Here is a 16,134-nt window from a genome sequence, read left to right as displayed (position 1 = left end):
ATTTGCTGCAACGGTTACAAGGCGCAGGTTTATGGACGCCCGGTGGCCGATGAAGTCGCGTGGCTGATGGCACAAGCCAAGAGCCGTGTTACGACCCCTGAAGGGCGCCGCAACCTGGAGCCGCTGGCGGCTCTGGCTGCACAGAAGAAAACCATCCGCGAAACGGTGACTGAAAATGAATCATTTTAAGAATGCCCTGACATTGGATGCCGAATATCTGGAGATGGCCCGTCGGAATCCGCAGGAACTGCGCCAGGATTTTGATGCCATTGTAGATTATATGAAACATTCTACGGCAATTCACCATGGAGAGTATGTCCGTACCTGTTTCAAGCCCAAACTTCTGACCGAAAGTCAATTTTCCCAGATCAAGGCGGATATGCAAGTGTTGTATTCCATCTTTGACCGGGTTATGACGGAGTACGAATCCGACGCTTCTTATCGAGCTCTTTTCGGATTTGATCCCCGCATCGAAGAACTGATTCTGCGGGCCAACAGGGCTCCCTCGCTGCTCCCCATGGCGCGCATCGACTTCTTTTATAATGAAGAAACGGGCGCGTATACGTTCTGTGAGTTCAACACGGACGGCGCCAGTGCCATGAACGAAGACCGGGAACTGCACAATGCCCAGCAGCTTTCGTCCGTGTATCGGGAATTCACGGCAGCCCACAAAACACGCCGCTGCGAATTGTTTGACAGCTGGGTCGCGACCATGGAACGCATCTGGCAGCGCGCCGGCGGCCATGGAACCCCGCGGGTGGCCATCGTGGACTATATGGAATGCGGAACGGTCAATGAGTTTGAGGTCTTCCGGCAGCATTTTGAAAAGGCGGGAATCCCGGCGGAGGTCTGTGACGTGCGGGCGCTGCAGTATGACGGGCATGCCCTGACCGGCCCTGCCGGAGCAAAAATCGATATGATTTACCGTCGGGCCGTCACCAGTGATGTGCTGAATCATTACGAGGAGAGCGGTGCTCTGCTGCAGGCTGCCAAAGATAATGCTGTTTTGCTGGTAGGGGATTTTCATACCCAGATTGTGCACAACAAGGAGCTGTTCCGGGTGCTGCATCTGCCGCGCACCATGCAGATGCTCACAGACGAGCAGCGGGACTACGTGCAGGCGCATGTGCCTTATACCGCAGAGTTCGCAGCGGAGCACCTGCCCATGGTGCTGGAAGATAAGGACCGCTGGATCCTGAAACCGACGGATTCGTACGGTTCCCGTGGGGTCTATGCCGGGGTTGAATACGATGCCGACCGCTGGGCCGAAGTGGTTCGCAGCGTGCCTTATACCGGATATCTGCTGCAGGAATTCCATACCCCTTATGTGACCGAAAACTATGGTCTGAAGGGGGAAGAATTCGGCCTGAATCGGTACTATAACCTGACCGGCATCTATACCTATGACGGTGTGGCGCAAGGCGTATATTCCCGCGTGTCGCTCACCCCGATTATCTCCTCCCAGTACAGCGAAAAGACCTTGCCGACCTTGCTCGTGGCGGATGAATGACAGACCCAGTTTCTGCGGATACTAGCCAAAAGACCGACCTGATCGGGAAAGGGGCACAGTTCATGCGGGAATCATCTTATCATGCCATTCTGACAGAAATGACGGTGCGTGCTCTGTGGGAGACACAGAACGTCATTGACTGTATCCCCGATGATCTGTGGGATAAACCCTATGGCGGTGCTCCGATGTGGCAGCACATTTATCACATGCTGCATGGGCTGGACCAATGGTTCATCAATCCCCGGGACCGGGATTTTGTGGAGCCGCCGATCCATACACCGCTGCTGCAGGATCTGGCCATCTATCCGGCCACCCATCTGAACCGCCGCCAGATCAACGATTATTTCCATACCATCAAGGCAAAACTTTCGCTGTATCTGCCGGCCCTGCATGATGAGGATCTTCTGCAGCGTCCGGAAGGCTGCGAATGGACCCGCATGACGTTGATCCTGGCACAGTACCGGCATCTGCACCTTCATCTGGGGATGCTGATGGGATTTGTACAGGCTGCCACGGGGCTGTGCCCTCGTGTCCTGGATTTGGGCAGGGAAATACCGCTGGGACCTTATGACCCTTATGAGTAAGAAAGGATGTTTGCCCATGAAACACCGGGGACGTCTGATGATCGCCGTCCTGGCTGTGATGGTGCTTCTGTGTGGCTGCAAAAAGCAGCAGCCGGAAACGACCTGGCAGACGATACTGCCCAATACGGGAGTGTCCGTGGAGTTGTCCGGCTGTGAAGTCAGCGAGTCTACCGATATTTGGTACCCGGAAGATGGGTCGCCGGGGCAGGAACTTTGCCTTCTCCGTGTGACGGACGTGCCTACGCTGACATGGTATCATGTGACGGCGGAGAACGTGGAAGTTGCGTTTGTCCTGCCCAATGAGGGCGGTTATCAGGGATACAGCACTTCGGAGCCCATTGAAAAGGTAGACTATTGTCCGCAGGACGCAGGAGAAGATTCACTTCAGTATCGTTTTGACACAGCGTACAGCTTCATTATCACGGTTACCACCGACCAGGGAACGGACCGCTTTCTGCTGGATGCCAGACGTGACATATAATCATATAATAAAGAAGCCCGACCTCTTTTGGTCGGGCTTCTTGGCTGTCCGGTTACTTTTCCGGCGTTTTTTCCAGGTACACGCTGGTGGACGGAAAGGCGAAGGAACATCCTTCCTTTTCCATCAGATCCATAATTTTCAGGTTCACGCGGTTTTTCATAGCGCGGAAATCTGCCAGGCCCAGCGCCGTTACGTACATGCGCACATCAATATCAATGCTGGAAGCACCGAAGTTTGTCAGACACACCTGCACGGTATCCGGCTGTGCGTCAGGATCGGCTTTGCACAGTTCGGTCAGGGCGGCACACAAGGCCTCGATTTTTTCACGGGATGTGTCGTAGGTGACTCCGATGACGAAATTCCACAGACGACTGTTGCGGTCGGTCACGTTCTGGATGTATTCGGCGCTGACCTTGGAGTTTTCTACCGTGATCTGGCAATTGTCCGGGGTGCGCAGCTTGGTAGAGCGGAAAGAGATTTCCTCGACGGTGCCTTCAAAGCTCCCCAGGACAATATAGTCTCCGATGCCAAAGGGACGTTCCATGACCAGGGTGATTCCGGCAATCAGATTGGAGAGGGTGGATTGTGCTGCCAGAGACACCGCCAGACCGGCTACGCCGGCACCGGCCATCAGACCGGCTACCGGTACGCCGAACAGTTCCAGCATAGCCAGAATGGTGATCACAACGACCATGGCCCGATAAATCTTTTCAAAGAAGTGGGTCATAGTCTTGTTGCTTTCCAGATCCAGGCGATTCTGGGCGCTGCGCAGCAGGAGACCGCACAAAGCTTCACTGCGCCAGAATCCCAGCCCAAGCAGTGCAATGGAGATGGAACCGAACACCGGTCCGGCCAACAGCTCCGTTTGCCGGGGCGTCAGCGGCAGGGGAAAGGCGAGCACCGCCAGGTAAATCAGAAAGGTGCGCAGCAGTAAGACCAGTGAGCCGTAAAATCCATCGTACAGGATCCGCAGCCATTCCGGCATGAAACGCAGCAGCTTTTTCCGCAGACTCTGGATCAGACTGCGATACAAACGTGTACCAAATACGGCAGCCAGGGCCAGAATTGCGGTCAGCAGAATACGGAGAATATCGTTATGGGTATTGATAAAACCCATGAAGAGGGTCCAGAATTCCCGAATTGCCATTTTGCATGTTACTCCTGTACAGACAGAAAAACAGGTGATTTGCACCTGTGTACGATCAATTGCGTATGTGGTAAGGATACCGTGAAATACAGCATGTGTCAAGGCCGGAACAGACAGCACAAAAAACTGCTTGCATTCTCTGTAAACTGTGCTATACTGTTGCACAGAAAGTCTGTTTCAGGGCGGGGTGAAATTCCCCACCGGCGGTAAAGCCCGCGACCGGCTGCCAAGGCAGCCGCTGATTCGGTGAAATTCCGAGGCCGACGGTATAGTCCGGATGGAAGAAACGGAAGCTCGCTTTATTTGACTTGCATTCCGTGCCCTGCTGCATCCTTGCGGCAGGGCACTTTTGCTTGGCAGGAAAACAAGCCTCCCGACAGCTGTGGCAACCGGCTTTCACTATTTTGCTAGGGCCGCAAGGCCGGGAGGTATTTTTATGAAAACCAAAACGCATATTCGTGAACTCACTGTGACTGCCATGCTTTCAGCCATCGGCTTTGTGCTGATGATGGTGGATTTCAGCCTGCCCATGTTCATCCCTTTCTTTGTCAAGATGGATATTTCGGAACTGCCGGCATTGCTGGCATCCTTCAGCCTGGGCCCCGTGTATGGTGCGGCAGTCTGCCTGGTCAAAAACATTCTGGCGGCGATTTTCCATGGCTCCACCGGCGGAATCGGCGAGGTGTGCAACTTTTTGTTGGGTGCTGCCTTTACCGTTACGGCCGGACTGATTTACAAGTACCACAAGAGCCGCAAGATGGCGGCTATTGGTGCACTGGTGGGTGCTGTTGTCATGGCGCTGATCAGCGTGCCGGTCAACTACTTCATCACCTATCCTGTGTATGCCCAGATGTTCGGCGGCATGGACCTGATTCTGGGGGCCTATCAGGAACTGAATCCCAATGCCACCAGCTTGCTGTTTTGCCTGGTCATGTTCAACCTGCCTTTTACTTTTGTAAAAGGCCTTCTCGATTCGGTGCTCTGCTTCCTGATTTACAAGCCGCTGTCTCCGATCCTGCATGGCCGCCGCTGATTCTTTGACGTAATTCCTGAAAAAGTTGTCGCAAAATCGTTGACAACTACCAGGTGTTGTGTTATTATACTCCTCGACATCAGAATAAGGTGACTTATCAAGAGTGGCTGAGGGAACAGGCCCTGTGAAGCCCGGCAACCTGCGCATGCGTAAGGTGCCAAGTCCTGCGGGAAACCGGAAGATAAGCGTTTGCGCGCGTTTCCCGCCGTGTGTGGGAAACGCGCTTTTTGTTGTGTTTGCCGCCGTGACGGAATGCGTTGCATGGTTTTCGTCAAGTTGCCTTTCTGACCCGCAATATTTTCCTACAATAGGAGGCAGCTTACTATGTCCAAATTCCTGTTCACGTCCGAATCCGTTACCGAGGGGCATCCCGACAAGATCTGTGACCAGATTTCCGATGCCATCCTGGACGCTATCCTGGCACAGGACCCCGGCGCCCGCGTGGCTTGCGAAACCACCTGCACCACCGGTCTGGTCCACATCATGGGTGAAATTACCACCACCTGCTATGTGGATCTGCCCGGTATTGCCCGCGGCGTCATCAAGGATATCGGCTATGACCGTGCCAAGTATGGCTTTGACTGTGATACCTGCGGTGTGATGACCAGCATCGACGGCCAGAGCCCGGACATCGCATTGGGCACCAACGATGAGGTGGCCGGTGCCGGTGACCAGGGTATGATGTTCGGCTATGCCTGCAATGAGACCCCCGAACTGATGCCCCTGCCCATTTCTCTGGCTCACAAGCTGGCCAAGCGTCTGACCGAGGTGCGCAAGGATGGCACCATGGGATATCTGCGCCCGGACGGCAAGAGCCAGGTCACCATCGAGTATGTGGACGGCAAGCCTGCCCGTGTGGATACCGTGGTCATCTCCAGCCAGCACAGCCCGGAAGTCAGTCAGGAGCAGCTCCATGCCGACGTGATGGAGCATGTCATCAGGGATACCATTCCTGCCGATCTGCTGGATGAAAACACCAAGTACTTCATCAATCCCACCGGCCGTTTTGTGGTGGGTGGTCCTCAGGGTGACAGCGGCCTGACCGGCCGCAAGATCATCGTGGATACCTATGGTGGCTATGCCCGCCATGGCGGCGGCGCTTTCAGCGGCAAGGATCCCTCCAAGGTGGACCGCTCCGCGGCCTATGCAGCCCGCTGGGTGGCTAAGAACCTGGTGGCCTCCGGTCTGGCCGACAAGTGCGAAGTCCAGCTGGCCTATGCCATCGGCGTGGCCGAGCCGGTTTCCATCTTTGTGGATACCTTCGGTACCGGTGTGGTGGCAGACGAAAAGCTGGAAGCAGCGGTGGAAAAGGTCTTTGATCTGCGCCCCGCAGCAATCATCCGCGATCTGGATCTGCGCAAACCCATTTACCGCAAACTGGCGGCCTATGGTCATATGGGCCGGGAGGACCTGGGTGTCAAGTGGGAGAACACCGACCGCGTGGAAGAACTGAAAGCCGCAGTCGCCTCCCTGTAATTTTTATCGGATCATTCATAGAGCAGGCTCTGTGCCCGGACAATGCCCGATCGGCATTACGGGAAAGCAGAGCCTGCTTTTTTGATGAAAAGGTAAAAACTTGCAAAATGAGAAAACGGATGTATAATTTTACATATATAGTCTTTTTGTCAAGCAAAATATTTAGAAGGGAAGCGCATGAAACATGAAGATCCGCAGAGCTGAAACCCGCGATATGGACCGCATCAATGACCTGCTTCTGCAGGTAGAACTGGTCCATCACGGCATCCGCCCCGACCTGTTCAAGAACGGCGGGCGCAAATATACGGATGAAGAGCTGGCCGCCATCATCGCGGATGATGAGCGCCCCATCCTGGTGGCAGTGGATGACAACGGCTATCTGCTTGGTTATGCCTTCTGCATTTTCCAGCAATATCTGAACAACAATATCATGACAGATGTGAAAACTCTGTATATTGATGATCTGTGTGTGGATGAAGCTTGCCGTGGGCAGCATATTGGTCGTGCACTGTATGAGGCGGTCCTGGCCTACGCCCGGGAACATGGTTGCTACAATGTGACGCTGAATGTGTGGGCCGGCAACGACAGGGCCCAGGGCTTTTATGAATCCTGCGGATTTAAGCCGCTGAAAACCGGTATGGAAATCATCCTTTAATTATTATTGTGGTGCAAGGAGTCCCCGCTGCCTCTGACAGAGCAGCGGGGACTCCTTTTATAAAATGAGGCTAGGGGAGGACAGTGGCTCCCGGCGGGGGCTCCTGCAGGCTTGTATCATTCCGCACGGCTTCAGGAACTGACCGTTTTCGATTGCCGGCCGCCGAAGGCGATTTGATGATCGGGTCTGGGTCGGAGATGAAAGCGATATAACGCCAAACAACGGAGCAGACTATCTGAAAAGGACTGCCAATGCCATTGCCAAAAAAGGGGGAGTTGGATATAATATAAAGGTATATTGGGTGATTCTGTCCCCAAATCCAAGAAAGGAGGAAACGGCCATGGCCGGAGAACTGCTCAAGCTGGAAGGCATTGTGGAACATGTGATTTTTGAAAATCCGGAAACCGGGTACGCGGTGTTCGAAGTGGACACCGGTGGCACCGATGTGGTCGTTTCCGGCAATGTGGGCAGTATTGACAATGGTATGTCGGTGGTGGTGTATGGGCAGATGACCAACCACCCCAACTATGGGGAACAGTTCCGTGCGGAGACGTGCGAGGCCGCCCTGCCGCAGGACACGGCAGCCATCCAAAGTTATCTGGCCAGCGGCGTTCTGCCGTATATCGGGTCATCCACAGCCAAAAAGATTGTGGCAAAGTTTGGGGCGGAAACACTGACCGTCATTGCAGAGGAACCGGATCGTCTGTGTGAAATCAAAGGCATTACTCCCCAGAAGGCGACGGCTATCTCCAATGAATTCCGCCGCCTGTATGGTGTACGGGAAGTTATTGCCTGGATGGCCCGGTTCGGCCTTTCGGCCCAATGTGCGGTATCGGCGTACCGGGCTTTTGGACCGCACACGGTGGAGGCGCTGAACCAGAACCCGTATATGCTGTGTGGTGAGCCCTTGAATCTGAAATTTGCTCAGGTGGATGGGATTGCCAACACCCTGCAGGTAGAGGCGGACAGTCGCCTGCGTATTGCGGCTGGCCTTTTGTATACACTGCGCCATAACTCCGGTAATGGTCACACTTGCCTGCCTTGTACCAAACTCGTGGATGCTACCGCTCAGTTCCTGCGCCAGCAGCCTGACTTGGTGGAGAAAAACTTGCGGGAAATGCTGTCCGGGGATGAGCTGCGTGCCCGTACCTATGACGGGACAGAATACATTTATCTGCCGGACCTGCTTCGTGCGGAGGAAGATATTGCGGTACGCCTTGGGGAAATCTCGACCTTTCCCACGGAAGCACCACCTACTTTGGATAACGATATCCGGGTACTGGAAATGGCCCAGGGCTTTTCCTATGCACCGTTGCAGAAAGAAGCCATCCGCATGGCATTGTCCAATCGTGTGATGGTTTTGACAGGTGGTCCCGGTACCGGCAAGACGACCACGGTCAATGCCATTCTCACTCTGTACGAGGGAATGTATGACCGGGTGGCCCTCTGTGCTCCTACCGGGCGGGCAGCCAAACGACTGAGCGAACTGACCGGGCATAGCGCCTCCACGATCCACCGTCTGCTGGAAGTGGATTACTCCACCGGGACTGTGCGCTTTATCCACAACGAAAAAAATCTTCTTCCTTTTGATGTTATCATCCTGGACGAGATGAGTATGGTGGATGTCAAGCTGTTTCAGGCGCTGCTGGCGGCAGCGCGTCCCCATTGCCGCATTATTATGGTGGGAGATGCTGATCAGCTGCCCAGCGTTGGCCCCGGCAATATTCTCAGTGAGATTCTGCGGGCAGGCATATTGCCGACTGTGCGACTGACAGAAATCTTTCGTCAGGCACAAAAAAGTCTGATCATCCAGAACGCTCACCGCATCGTTCATGGGGAAATGCCCCGCGCCGGTGGCCGTGATGACGATTTCTTCATGATTGAATCCTATGGTCTGGCATGCCAGCGCCTGGTGTGTGATCTGGTATCCAACCGGCTGCCGCGCACCTATGGGCTGGACCCGGTACGGGACATCCAGGTACTGTGCCCTACAAAGAAGGGACCTACCGGAAGCACCGAATTGAATCACCGCTTGCAGGCGGTGCTCAACCCCCCTTCACCCGATAAGCCCCAGATTGTCTGGGAACAGACCGGTCGGGTGCTGCGTTTGGGGGATAAGGTCATGCAGATCAAAAACGACTATGACATTCCCTATGAGCGGTCAGGGGCAGAGGCCGGCGTGGGGGCTTATAACGGGGACCTTGGCATCGTAACCGAGGTGGATCCCTCGGCCCGCAGCGTCACCGTGCTGATGGATGACCGCAAGTATGTATACGGAGCGGATCAGCTGGCGGAACTGGAACCGGCTTATGCGGTTACGATCCATAAGAGCCAGGGCTCGGAATTCCCGGCAGTGATCATCCCGGCGGCGGATGTGCCGTCCCGCCTTTGTTACCGCAATCTTTTGTATACGGGTGTGACCCGTGCGCGCAAGCTGTGCATTATTACCGGAACAGGATGCACTGTACAGACCATGATTCAGAATGTGCGCCAAAATCTTCGTTACAGCGGTTTGCGCTATCTGCTGGCGGACGCCGTCGGCCATAAATCATGAAGGGGGTTCCGGAACGCCTTGCCGCGCTGCTTTGGCCGCGGCGATGCCCGTTCTGTGACCGCGTCCTGCCGAAGGATGCCTTTATGGGGTGTATCTGCCGGGAATGTCTTTCGGAAATAAAGCGGCTGACGCATGAGCCACCCCGGCTGCCGGATACGGAACATGAGTTTTATGCCGTTTCAGGTGCGGCCAGTGCCTTTTATTACAGCGATGGGGTGCGCCATGCGATCCTGCGATGCAAAGAGCACGGCCATCCCTGGTATGCACAGGAATTTGCGGACATGATGGCAGTGATGGTTTTTGGGGCCGAAGCGTCCGGATATATGTCCGGAACTCCGGTTTACCATGCTCCCGGCGGACTTCTTCCGTACACCGTGATTGTTCCGGTCCCGCCGAGAAGACGCGGAGGCGGAAGGATGCCGTATCTGCTGGCCAGACGACTTTCCCGGATCTTGGGGATTCCCTTGTCCTGCCCGTTGCACACCACACGGGAAATGAAGCCCCAGAAGGGGCTGGATCTGGCCGGAAGATTGCAGAACACAAAAGATGCATATGCCTGCCGATCCGGCACGGACCTTTCGGGGGCTCGTGTTTTGCTGGTGGATGATATTATCACCACCGGTTCAACGGTCTCGGCTTGTGCGCTGGCCCTGCTGCAGGGCGGCGCAGTTTCGGTATTTGCGGTCAGTGTTGCCGCCAAAGAGGAGTTGCCCCCTGAAAAACGGGTGCCCAAACAACAGCAGCCTCAGGAGAAACAAAGCAAATGAAGCAATACGATATTGGCATTGATTTAGGAACAAGCACCATCATTATTGCTACCGAACAGCAGGGTGTTATTTTCCGCCAGCCCAGTGTCGGTGCGGTGGATACCCGTTCCAATACGGTCATCGCGGTGGGGGAGGACGCTCTGCGCATGGTAGGGCGCGCCCCCCGCTATATTGACATTGTGCGCCCACTGCGGGATGGCGTGATTCAGGACCACAGGATGACCAACGAACTGATCGTACGGTTTATCAACCAGGTATGCCCGTCCCGCCTGATCCGACCCCGGGTAGCGGTTTGCGTGCCGGCGGCCATCACCGGTATTGAAGCTGATGCCGTGGTGGAATCGGTGATGGCTGCGGGAGCCAAACAGGTCTATCTGGTGGATGAACCGGTGGCGGCTGCCCTTGGTGCGGGGTTGGATATACGCACGCCCCGCGGCTGTATGGTCATTGACATCGGCGGCGGCTCCACTGACATAGCGGTCATCAGCATGGGCGGGCGTGTCCAGGCTGCCAGTCTTCCGGTGGCCGGCAACGCTTTTGACAATTGCATTGCGCAGTATGTGCAGGAAAAGTTCAGCATCGCCATCGGGCCTTTGACCGCCGAAGCACTCAAAAAGCAGGTGGCATGCTGTTCCCAGAGCGAATTTGAAGGCGTGATGGAAGTGCGGGGCCATTCCTGGGAGACAAATCTGCCGGCGCGCCGTCTGATCTACACCCGCGATCTGTATGCACCGGTACGGGAACTGGCTGCCCGCATTGCAGCGGCGGCCCATAATGTACTGCAAAATACCCCGCCGGAACTGGCAGCAGACGTGGGCAAGACCGGCATTTTGCTGACAGGCGGTGGTTCCATGCTGCGGGGACTGGCCGGGTATCTGGCCGGGGAACTGCATGTGGATGTGGCCATTGCGCCTGATCCGCTCAACTGTGTGGCACGTGGTACTGCCGCCAGTCTGTCCATGGGAAAATACCTGTCGGCCGGTTTCCGGGACGCGACTCCCAAGATCTGGAAAAGTCGGATCATGGGTCCCCGCGACCCTTTCCATGAATAAAAATTTGTGGTATACTGGAAAATCGGAATTTTATCTTTTAAGAGACTGCAGGAGCGAAGGAAGAAATCACCTATGCCTGACGCCATTTTGAATGAATATCTACAGTTGCGGGATCGGTATATCGAATCCTGCTTTACCCGTCTGAACCCGGTTCAGCGCCAAGCGGTGTTTACCACTGAAGGTCCACTGCTGATTTTGGCAGGAGCCGGTTCCGGAAAGACCACCGTGCTGGTCAACCGCATTGCCAATATCATCCGGTTCGGCAGAGCCCACGGCAGCCGGGAGGTCTGCCGGCCGGTGACCCAGGAAGATGTGGATTATCTGCGCAATACCATGGAAAGCGGCCGCAATCCTTCCGCCGACCAGGCCCGACTTTTGGCGGTGGAACCGGCCCGTCCCTGGAATGTGCTGGCCATCACCTTCACGAACAAGGCGGCCGGAGAGCTGAAGGACCGCCTGAAGGCTATGCTGGGAGAAACCGTGGGCAGTGATGTACATGCCTCCACGTTCCACTCTGCCTGTGTGCGGATTCTTCGCCGGGATGCCGAGCGCATCGGATTTCCCACCAGCTTTACCATTTATGACTCCGACGACCAGCAGCGGGTTGTCAAACAAATCTACAAGGAACTGATGATCGATGATAAGTTCCTGCCCCCGAAGCAGGCAATCGCACGGATCAGCGCGTTCAAGGACAAACTGCTTTCAGCCAGGGATGTGGCTTCCGAACCGCCCAAGGATACAAAGGCGGCGCTGGTCAGCAAGATCTATACCACCTACGCCGAACGTCTGAAGACGGCAGGCGCCATGGATTTTGATGACCTGATCTTCCACACCGTGCAGATGCTGAAGAAGGACGCGGAGGCGCGGGAATACTATCAGAACAAGTTCCGCTATATCGTGGTGGACGAATACCAGGATACCAGCGTGGCGCAGTTCCATCTCGTCCGGCTACTGGCGGGCGGAACAAACAATGTCTGCGTAGTTGGCGACGACGATCAGTCCATCTATAAATTCCGCGGTGCTACCATCGAAAACATTCTGAACTTTGAAAAGGTGTTTTCCGGGGCCAGGACCATTCGTCTTGAGCAGAATTATCGCTCCACTTCCAACATCCTGAACGCGGCAAACAGCGTTATTAAGAACAACAACGGCCGTAAGGGCAAGACCCTTTGGACCGAAAACGGTACCGGGGCCAAAATCCATCATTATACGGCGTCCAGCGAGCAGGACGAAGCCAGTCACATTGCCGATATCATTGGACAGAATCTGCGCAGCGGCGCCAGCTTGCGGGATCATGCGGTGCTGTATCGGATGAATGCCCAGTCCAGCCCTGTGGAAGCTTATTTTGCCCGGTCTGGTATTCCGTACCGCATTGTGGGCGGCCAGCGCTTCTTTGACCGTAAGGAAGTCAAGGATATCAACTCTTATCTGGCTATTGTGGTCAACCCCCGGGATGATGTACGGCTGCGCCGGATCATCAACGAACCGGCCCGCAAGATCGGTGCCACCACAGTGGATAAGATCGCCGAACTGGCGGCCTCCCGCGGGGTGCCCATGCTGCAGATCATCTCTGAGGCGTCTACCTATCCTGCACTGGCCCGCGCCGCTTCCGCGCTGGGAGCGTTCTATGATATGTACCGTACCTTGTGCGATTTGTCCGTCACTCTGCCTTTGGATGAGTTTGTAGGCGAGGTGATCCGTAAAACCGGATATGAAGCCATGCTGAAAGCCCAGAAGGAAGAAGGGGAGACCCGTCTGGAAAACCTGGGTCAGTTGGTCAACTCGGTCAAGACCTATGCAGACCAGAACGGGGAGGATGCAACGCTGTCCGGATTCCTGGAAGAAGTAGCCCTGATTGCTGATATCGATTCCTATGACGAAGATGCCGACTCGGTTACGCTGATGACCCTGCACAGTGCCAAGGGCTTGGAATTTCCGTATGTCTTTATCATCGGCATGGAGGATGGTGTTTTTCCCGGAGACCTGGCCCGTTATAACGAGGAGGACATGGAGGAAGAACGGCGTCTTTGCTATGTGGGCATTACGCGGGCAAAGAAGGAACTGTATCTTTCTTCTTCCCGCAGCCGGATGATCTTCGGACAGACCCGGCGCAATCCGCCGTCGGAGTTCCTGAATGAGATTGATCCCGAGTTGCTGGAGGAAACCCAGAGTCCTGAGCTTGCCGCCATGGGGAGCGGATTCGGAGCCGGATACGGCACGTATTCCGCCAACGTACCCGGCGGCCGCAGCGGATACTCCGGCACATCCCGCGGCTACCTGAACAACGAGTACAATGCCGGCTTTGGCAGCCGGTATGCCTCCGGCGGCGGTTTCCGCAGTGGTTTTGCAGCCACCGGAGGCCATGAAAGTCCCCGCGGGATCGGTCATCATACGGTTCCCGCAAGCGGATTCGGAGCCGGATACGGTTCTTCCCGTTCTGCGGCGCCTGCCGGAGCCGGTTCTTCTACCTTGCTGGACCAGCCCTCTGCATCCAAAAAGAAGGCGGTGGGCTTTGAACCCGGTGATTTTGTGGACCATAAGGTTTTTGGCCGCGGCAAGGTTCTCAAAGTCACCCCTGTGGCGGGAGACTGCATTGTAGAGATTCAGTTCGACCGTGTGGGGGTTAAAAAGACGATGGCCAATTATGCGCCGCTCACAAAAATATCCAAGGAATAAATGGGGGAGATGCACCATGCTGGTCAACCTGATCGCACATACCAACGACCCGGAAAAAACGGTGGCCGCAGCGGCCAAACTTTGCTATTCCGATGCTCATATTGAGACATTGCTGGACGGCCTGACGCCGGAAAAAACAGCCGCTTTTCTGCAGCGGCTGAATGATGTGGGCCATGCCAGCCCCATTGAGCATGCCTCCTTCACATTTGGCATCGAAGGGGTCAGCCGCACGTTCCTGGCACAGGTCACCCGCCATCGCATCGCTTCTTTCAGCGTGCAGAGTCAGCGGTATGTTCGCCTGGAAGATTTCCGCTATGTTATTCCGCCGGAGATCGAAGCCATTCCGGAGGCGAAGGCGCAGTTTATTGATTCCATGAACGAGGATGCCCGCCGGTATCTGGAACTGGTCAGAACCCTGGAGGACGCCCACACCAAAACCTTTATGGCGGAGGGGCTGGATGAGAAGGCTGCCCGTGCCAAGGCGTCCAAAAAGGCAAATGAGGATGCCCGGTTTGTATTACCCAATGCCTGCGAGACAAAAATGGTAATGACCATGAACTGCCGCAGCCTGATCAACTTTTTCCAGCTGCGCTGCTGCGAACGGGCACAATGGGAAATCCGTGCTGTGGCAGACAGGATGCTGGAGCTGGTTCTGCCGTTGGCACCGCATATTTTTGCGGCAGCAGGGCCGCGCTGTCTGACCGGTCCCTGTCCCGAGGGCCGCATGTGCTGCGGCCGACAGGCGCAGGTGCGGCAGAAATACTCCGAAATGAAAGAGAAGGTACTCAACCATGGGTAAACTGATCATCTTTGAAGGGCTGGATGGTTCCGGCAAAGGCACGCAGACCGACCTGCTGTGCAAGACTCTGCGTGACCGCGGGCAGGAACTGCGGCAGATCACTTTTCCGGATTATGAAAGCGATTCTTCTGCGCTGGTAAAGATGTACCTGTCCGGCAAGTTTGGCCAAAAACCGGATGATGTCAATGCATTTGCTTCCTCCACCTTCTATGCGGTGGACCGGTTTGCCAGCTACAAGACCAACTGGGGCGATTTCTACCGCCGCGGCGGACTGGTCATTTCGGACCGGTATACCACGAGCAATGCTGTGCACCAGTGTTCCAAACTGCCGCCCATGCACTGGGATGGTTTCCTGGAATGGCTGTTCGATTTTGAATATAAAAAGATGGGCATTCCGGCGCCGGATGCGGTGGTATACCTGTCTGTAGACGTGGATATTTCTCAGAAACTGATTGCCGAGCGCTACCACGGAGACAAAAACAAGATGGACATCCAGGAAAAGGATGCGGAGTATCTGGCCCGGTCACGTGCGGCGGCTGAATACTGTGCCCGGAAACTGGGATGGCGGCGCATTGTCTGTACCAAGGAAGAAAATGGTGTCAAGACCATGCGCAGTGTGGAAGATATCCACGCCGAAGTGCTTTCCAAGCTGGCGGACGTGCTGTAATGGCCTGAAAACCGGCGGGAGAGGGGGCGTATGGAATGGCCGCTGTTTTACGCAAAGCCACTGCACAGGATGTGGATACGTTGGCAGATTTGCGCGCACAATCCTTTGGCACCGATATGCAGGAAGCCAGATCGTGGCTCCGGAATATGGCCGGATTGGATAATGTTCTGGTCCTGGAACGAGCCGGAACGGATGGAGAACCCGGCATTCCGGCGGCCCTGCTGGGAGCTGTTCCGGTGGAATGCGGACACCGAAGGGGGGTCTGGTTCTGCGGGATGCTGACCCGTCCAGAGCTGCGTGGCCGGGGGCTGATGAGCCATCTTTTGGATACATGCCTGCGGGCTTACGCGGCGGGCGGATATGACTTTGCCGTCACCGTTCCGGAATCCCCTCATGCAGGGCAGGCCCTGAAACAATTGGATTTCAAGAATGCCTTTCCGCTGCGTGTGGTACGAAAACCCATCGAACACAATCTGCGCGCTGTGGCGGAATTTGATAATATGACGGTGCGCCGCCTGATCGATGCCCGCATGCGGTATCAACCCGCCTGCATCACCCTGCCGGAAACGACTGTTGCAGAGATGGTGACCCGGCTGTACCAAAAAGGGATGACCATTGTTTCCAATCATCGGGGATATGGCCTTTTCTGTCAGCAGGGGGATGTGCTGCAAGTGATGGAACTGCAGGCGGACAATGACCACTGTGCCGATATCCTGCTGCAGGCAGCACGGGA

At 55.5% G+C, this 16,134-nt stretch carries 15 protein-coding genes and 2 riboswitches; of the genes, 14 read left to right on the top strand and 1 reads right to left on the bottom strand.

Translation table 11 applies throughout. From position 1 onward, the window contains the following. From Q0K17_RS06790 to Q0K17_RS06775, 4 genes are all read left to right on the top strand, one after another. A partial coding sequence (locus Q0K17_RS06790; RefSeq protein WP_294541241.1) for a hypothetical protein occupies positions 1-189 on the top strand: 189 nt, incomplete at its 5' end. Continuing rightward, on the top strand, positions 176-1,510 hold the full coding sequence (locus Q0K17_RS06785) for a hypothetical protein (RefSeq protein ID WP_294541239.1): 1,335 nt from the start codon (positions 176-178) through the stop codon (positions 1,508-1,510). The genes Q0K17_RS06790 and Q0K17_RS06785, both read left to right, overlap by 14 nt. Before the next feature lie 62 nt (positions 1,511-1,572). Continuing rightward, complete coding sequence (locus Q0K17_RS06780; protein ID WP_294541238.1) at positions 1,573-2,094, top strand: hypothetical protein; 522 nt, start codon at positions 1,573-1,575, stop codon at positions 2,092-2,094. A 16-nt stretch (positions 2,095-2,110) separates the two neighbouring features. Then, entirely contained in the window at positions 2,111-2,575 is a 465-nt protein-coding gene (locus tag Q0K17_RS06775) for a hypothetical protein (protein ID WP_294541236.1), read from the top strand. 52 nt (positions 2,576-2,627) lie between these two features. Here the strand turns inward: Q0K17_RS06775 and Q0K17_RS06770 are convergent, their stop codons facing one another. Further along, on the bottom strand, positions 2,628-3,722 hold the full coding sequence (locus Q0K17_RS06770) for a mechanosensitive ion channel family protein (protein ID WP_294541234.1): 1,095 nt from the start codon (positions 3,720-3,722) through the stop codon (positions 2,628-2,630). Between the two features lie 169 nt (positions 3,723-3,891). After that, a riboswitch (FMN riboswitch) is annotated at positions 3,892-4,015 on the top strand. Between the two features lie 143 nt (positions 4,016-4,158). Here Q0K17_RS06770 and Q0K17_RS06765 point away from each other — a divergent pair. The 10 genes from Q0K17_RS06765 to Q0K17_RS06720 form a co-directional block, all read left to right on the top strand. Continuing rightward, on the top strand, positions 4,159-4,755 hold the full coding sequence (locus tag Q0K17_RS06765; RefSeq protein ID WP_294541232.1) for an ECF transporter S component: 597 nt from the start codon (positions 4,159-4,161) through the stop codon (positions 4,753-4,755). A gap of 91 nt (positions 4,756-4,846) precedes the next feature. Continuing rightward, a riboswitch (SAM riboswitch) is annotated at positions 4,847-4,943 on the top strand. Positions 4,944-5,079: 136 nt separating this feature from the next. Continuing rightward, positions 5,080-6,231: a methionine adenosyltransferase gene (gene metK, locus Q0K17_RS06760; RefSeq protein ID WP_294541230.1), complete on the top strand. Its 1,152-nt coding sequence runs from the start codon at positions 5,080-5,082 to the stop codon at positions 6,229-6,231. Between the two features lie 184 nt (positions 6,232-6,415). Further along, positions 6,416-6,886, top strand: a complete 471-nt coding sequence (locus tag Q0K17_RS06755; protein WP_294541228.1) for a GNAT family N-acetyltransferase — start codon at positions 6,416-6,418, stop codon at positions 6,884-6,886. A gap of 340 nt (positions 6,887-7,226) precedes the next feature. After that, positions 7,227-9,440: an ATP-dependent RecD-like DNA helicase gene (locus tag Q0K17_RS06750; RefSeq protein WP_294541226.1), complete on the top strand. Its 2,214-nt coding sequence runs from the start codon at positions 7,227-7,229 to the stop codon at positions 9,438-9,440. Continuing rightward, entirely contained in the window at positions 9,437-10,207 is a 771-nt protein-coding gene (locus Q0K17_RS06745) for a phosphoribosyltransferase family protein (RefSeq protein ID WP_294541224.1), read from the top strand. Before Q0K17_RS06750 ends, Q0K17_RS06745 begins: the two co-directional genes overlap by 4 nt. Continuing rightward, positions 10,204-11,259, top strand: coding sequence for a rod shape-determining protein (locus tag Q0K17_RS06740; RefSeq protein ID WP_294541222.1), 1,056 nt, complete (start codon positions 10,204-10,206; stop codon positions 11,257-11,259). The genes Q0K17_RS06745 and Q0K17_RS06740 overlap by 4 nt, the downstream gene beginning before the upstream one ends. Before the next feature lie 72 nt (positions 11,260-11,331). Beyond that, on the top strand, positions 11,332-13,935 hold the full coding sequence (locus Q0K17_RS06735) for an ATP-dependent helicase (RefSeq protein WP_294541220.1): 2,604 nt from the start codon (positions 11,332-11,334) through the stop codon (positions 13,933-13,935). A gap of 16 nt (positions 13,936-13,951) precedes the next feature. Further along, positions 13,952-14,734: an FAD-dependent thymidylate synthase gene (gene thyX / locus Q0K17_RS06730; RefSeq protein WP_294541218.1), complete on the top strand. Its 783-nt coding sequence runs from the start codon at positions 13,952-13,954 to the stop codon at positions 14,732-14,734. Further along, on the top strand, positions 14,727-15,401 hold the full coding sequence (locus tag Q0K17_RS06725; protein ID WP_294541216.1) for a thymidylate kinase: 675 nt from the start codon (positions 14,727-14,729) through the stop codon (positions 15,399-15,401). The genes thyX and Q0K17_RS06725 overlap by 8 nt, the downstream gene beginning before the upstream one ends. A gap of 35 nt (positions 15,402-15,436) precedes the next feature. Then, a partial coding sequence (locus Q0K17_RS06720; protein WP_294541214.1) for a GNAT family N-acetyltransferase occupies positions 15,437-16,134 on the top strand: 698 nt, incomplete at its 3' end.

It is taken from the genome of uncultured Gemmiger sp., assembly GCA_944388105.1.
Lineage (GTDB): Bacteria > Bacillota > Clostridia > Oscillospirales > Ruminococcaceae > Gemmiger.
Note: the sequence above shows the minus strand (reverse complement) of the source record. Positions and strands in the feature narration are given on the sequence as shown.